Source organism: Agromyces binzhouensis, from assembly GCF_004135055.1.
In the GTDB taxonomy this organism is placed as follows: domain Bacteria; phylum Actinomycetota; class Actinomycetes; order Actinomycetales; family Microbacteriaceae; genus Agromyces; species Agromyces binzhouensis.
The window spans coordinates 1-3,507 of sequence record NZ_SDPL01000341.1 but is presented as its reverse complement, the minus strand read 5'-3'; the positions used below and the strand labels follow the sequence as shown (position 1 = coordinate 3,507).

The following is a 3,507-nucleotide window of genomic DNA, read 5'->3' as shown; positions in this document are numbered from 1 at the left end:
CTCGTGCGCTCGCGCGGTCGAGGCGATCGTGGCCGAGGCGGGCGGTGCCGCGGCATCCGTGGGGTTCGACCGCCGGCCGGTGCTCGCGCCGGTCCGGATCGGCGAGGTCGCGGCGCTTGCCGCGGTCGATTCCGACACGTAGCATGTGACATATTACTCGACGACTCGGAGGATCGAGCGGATGATCAGCACCATGGACCTCGGCGGCGTCGTCGTCGCGACCACCCTCGCGTTCCGGGAGGACGACTCCGCCCCGGCCGGGCTCGCGGTCGACTACGACCGGTTCGCCGAGCACGTCGACTTCCTGATGCGGAACGGATGCCGCGGCGTCGGCCCGAACGGATCGCTCGGCGAGTACTCGTCGCTCACCGACGAGGAGCGCCGTCGCGTGATCCGGGTCGCCGTCGAGGCCGTCGACGGGCGCGGCATCGTGGTCGCGGGAGCGCACGGCGTGGGCAGCCATCAGGCGCGCACGTGGGCCGAGTACGCCCGCGAGGACGGCGCCGACGGGGTGCTGCTCCTGCCGCCGACGCTCTACCGGGCCAACGAGGCGGAGGTGATCGCGCACTACGAGGAGGTCGCGAAGGTCGGCCTGCCGATCATGGCCTACAACAACCCGTTCGACACCAAGGTCGACCTCGTCCCCTCGCTCGTCGCGAAGCTCGCCGAGATCCCCGAGGTGGTCGCGATCAAGGAGTTCTCCGGCGACGTCCGCCGCGTCTACGAGATCAGGGAGCAGTGCGACATCGACGTCATCGCGGGCGCCGACGACGTGCTGTTCGAGCTCATGGTCAACGGCGCCGTCGGATGGTTCGCCGGGTACCCGAACGCGTTCCCCAAGGAGGCGGTCGAGCTGTACGACCTCTGCGCCGCGGGCGAGTGGCACGAGGCGAAGGCGCTCTACGAGCAGCTCGTCGCGGTGTTCCGCTGGGACTCGCGGACGGAGTTCGTGCAGGCGATCAAGCTCTCGATGGACATCTGCGGGAACTCGTACGGCGGCCCGACCCGCCCGCCGCGCGGTCCGCTCTCGGCGGAGCAGCGTGCGCAGGTCACCGCCGACACCGAGCGGGCGCTGGCCGCCCTGGCGGCCCGCTGATGCGCGCGCGCCGGGTGATCTCGGCCGTCGACTCCCATACCGAGGGGATGCCGACGCGCGTCGTCACGGGCGGGGTCGGCCGGATCCCCGGCGCCACCATGAACGACCGGCGCCTGTACGCCATGGAGCACCTCGATGGGCTCCGCGGCCTGCTGATGAACGAGCCGCGCGGCCACGCGTCCATGTCCGGCGCGCTGCTGCAGCCGCCGGCCCGGGACGACGCCGACTGGGGCGTGGTGTTCATCGAGGCCAGCGGGTTCCTGCCCATGTGCGGACACGGCACCATCGGGGTCGCGACCGTCCTCGTCGAGACGGGAATGGTCGAGGTGGTCGAGCCGGTCACCGAGATCCGCCTCGACGTCCCGGCGGGCCTCGTCGTCGCGCGGGTCGACGTCGAGGACGGCCGTGCGAGGCGCGTCACGATCGAGAACGTGCCGAGCTTCGTCGAGCGGCTGGACGCGTCGATCGAGGTGCGCGGGCACGGGACCGTGCCCTACTCGATCGCCTTCGGCGGCAACTTCTACGCCCTCGTCGACCTCGACGCGATCGGCCTGCCGTTCGACCGGACCCGCAAGGACGACATCCTCGCGGCCGGGCTCGCGATCATGGAGGCGATCAACGCCGAGGCGCCGCCCCGCCACCCCGAGCTCGAGGGCGCGGATCACGTGCACCACGTCGAGTTCATCGCCCCCGGGTCCGACGCGGTGCGCTCGCGGCACGCGATGGCGATCCATCCGGGATGGTTCGACCGGTCGCCGTGCGGCACCGGAACGTGCGCGCGCATGGCGGAACTCCACGCCCGCGGTGAGCTCCGGCTCGACGCGGACTTCGTCAACGAGTCGTTCATCGGAAGCGAGTTCACGGGGCGCCTGCTGCGCGTGACGAGCGTCGGCGGCGTGCCCGCCGTCGTCCCGACGATCACGGGCCGCGCCTGGGTGACCGGGTTCGGCCAGTACGTCCTCGACGACGACGACCCGTTCCCCGAGGGCTTCGTGTTCTGAAGCCGGAGCAGGCCGGGCGGAGCGGATGGGGCAGCGGTCGGCCGTGCGACCCGAGCGCTCAGCGCAGGCTGAATCCGGCCGCGAGGGGATCGTCGGGGTCGAGCTCGAACTCGCAGGCGCCCACCCGGTACGCGTGCCCGGTGATCTCGGGGACGACGCCGTCGGCGGTGCGATCGGCCACGCGACCGAGGAAGCGCGTGCCGATGATCGAGTCGTGCGTGAGCACCTCGCCGTCGGAGAGCGCACCGGTGTGCGCGAGCAGCGCCACGCGCGCCGCGGTCCCGGATCCGCAGGGGCTCCGGTCGACCTCGCCGTCGGCGAAGACCGTCACGTTGCGCTGCCACGGTCCCTCGGCGGTGCGGCCGAGGTCGTCGACGAGGATGGTCCCGTAGACGCCTGAGAGGCGGTCGTCGGCGAGCTTCGCATCGGGGTGGTCGTCCAGCGCCCACTTGACCTCGCGACCGAGGCGGATGAGCTCGGTCGTGTGCGCCGGGGTCACCTCGAGTCCGAGCGCGGCCGCGGGCAGGGTCGCGTACACGGCGCCGCCGAACACGAGGTCGACGTCGACCTCGCCCCGGCTCGTCGCCAGGCGGATCCCCGTGGCGAGGACGCGCGAGGGGACGCTCCGGAACACGACCCCGGTGGTCCGACCGCCGCGACGTTGCACGCGCGCCTGCACGCGACCGCTCGGCACGTCGATCGTGACGATCGCCTCGCCGTCGTCGGGCGCCCGCACGCGCCCGGAGCGCACCGCCCACGCGCCGAGCGTCATGGTGCCGTGGCCGCACGCGGTCGAGAATCCGTCCTTGTGCCAGAACAGCACGCCGAAGTCCGCTCCGTCGTCGTCGGGCGGCGTGACGAACCCGCCGTACATGTCGTCGTGGCCGCGCGGCTCGAGGCAGAGGAACCGGCGCACCGCGTCGGCCCTGCCGGACATGGCCTCGACGCGGCGTTCGGCGACGCTCGCACCCCGGGTGGGGACGTCGAGCACGATGCGGAAGGGCTCGCCCGCCGTGTGCCAGTCCTCGGTCGCCCAGCGCATCATCCGCCCCGCCCGTCCGAGAGGGCGAGCGGCGCCACGGCGAGGTCCTGCCAGCCCATCCCGCAGGTCTTCACGACCCTCGGGCGATCGGATGCCACGGGCGGCCCGTCGAACAGCTCGGAGAACGTGACCAGCGCATCGGGCGCCAGGCGGCCCTCGGAGACGGCGAGGATCACGTCGCCCGCCTCGGCGAGCGCGACGCGCTCCGACTCGACGATCACGTGCGAGCGCGCGAGGAGGTCGCCGGGCAGTTCGCGCGCCGCGGGCTCGTGCGAGCCCACGGCGACGACGGCCGCGTGCCGCGGGACGAGCGCGCCGTCGAACAGGGGCTCGCGCGCCGTCGTCGCGCAGACGACGAGGTCGGCGTC

General features: G+C 72.9%; 3 protein-coding genes and 1 pseudogene. 2 read left to right on the top strand and 2 right to left on the bottom strand.

The window, feature by feature from the left end; translation table 11 throughout:
* Positions 1-181: 181 nt before the first annotated feature.
* A complete protein-coding gene (locus tag ESO86_RS13775; RefSeq protein WP_129235520.1) occupies positions 182-1,096 on the top strand; it encodes a dihydrodipicolinate synthase family protein in 915 nt (304 codons plus the stop codon).
* Positions 1,096-2,097: a proline racemase family protein gene (locus ESO86_RS13770; protein ID WP_129235519.1), complete on the top strand. Its 1,002-nt coding sequence runs from the start codon at positions 1,096-1,098 to the stop codon at positions 2,095-2,097. Before ESO86_RS13775 ends, ESO86_RS13770 begins: the two co-directional genes overlap by 1 nt.
* Positions 2,098-2,155: 58 nt before the next feature.
* Here ESO86_RS13770 and ESO86_RS13765 read toward each other — a convergent pair whose 3' ends face one another.
* Together ESO86_RS13765 and ESO86_RS13760 are read right to left on the bottom strand one after the other, a co-directional pair.
* Positions 2,156-3,142: a proline racemase family protein gene (locus ESO86_RS13765; protein WP_129235518.1), complete on the bottom strand. Its 987-nt coding sequence runs from the start codon at positions 3,140-3,142 to the stop codon at positions 2,156-2,158.
* Positions 3,139-3,507: pseudogene (locus ESO86_RS13760) on the bottom strand (ornithine cyclodeaminase family protein); the annotation flags it as partial. The gene ESO86_RS13765 and the pseudogene ESO86_RS13760, both read right to left, overlap by 4 nt.

Coding starts and splice junctions, on each gene's coding strand:
- ESO86_RS13775 (WP_129235520.1), top strand. CDS start 182: ATGATCAGCACCATGGACCTCGGCGGCGTCGTCGTCGCGACCACCCTC.
- ESO86_RS13765 (WP_129235518.1), bottom strand. CDS start 3,142: ATGATGCGCTGGGCGACCGAGGACTGGCACACGGCGGGCGAGCCCTTC.
- ESO86_RS13770 (WP_129235519.1), top strand. CDS start 1,096: ATGCGCGCGCGCCGGGTGATCTCGGCCGTCGACTCCCATACCGAGGGG.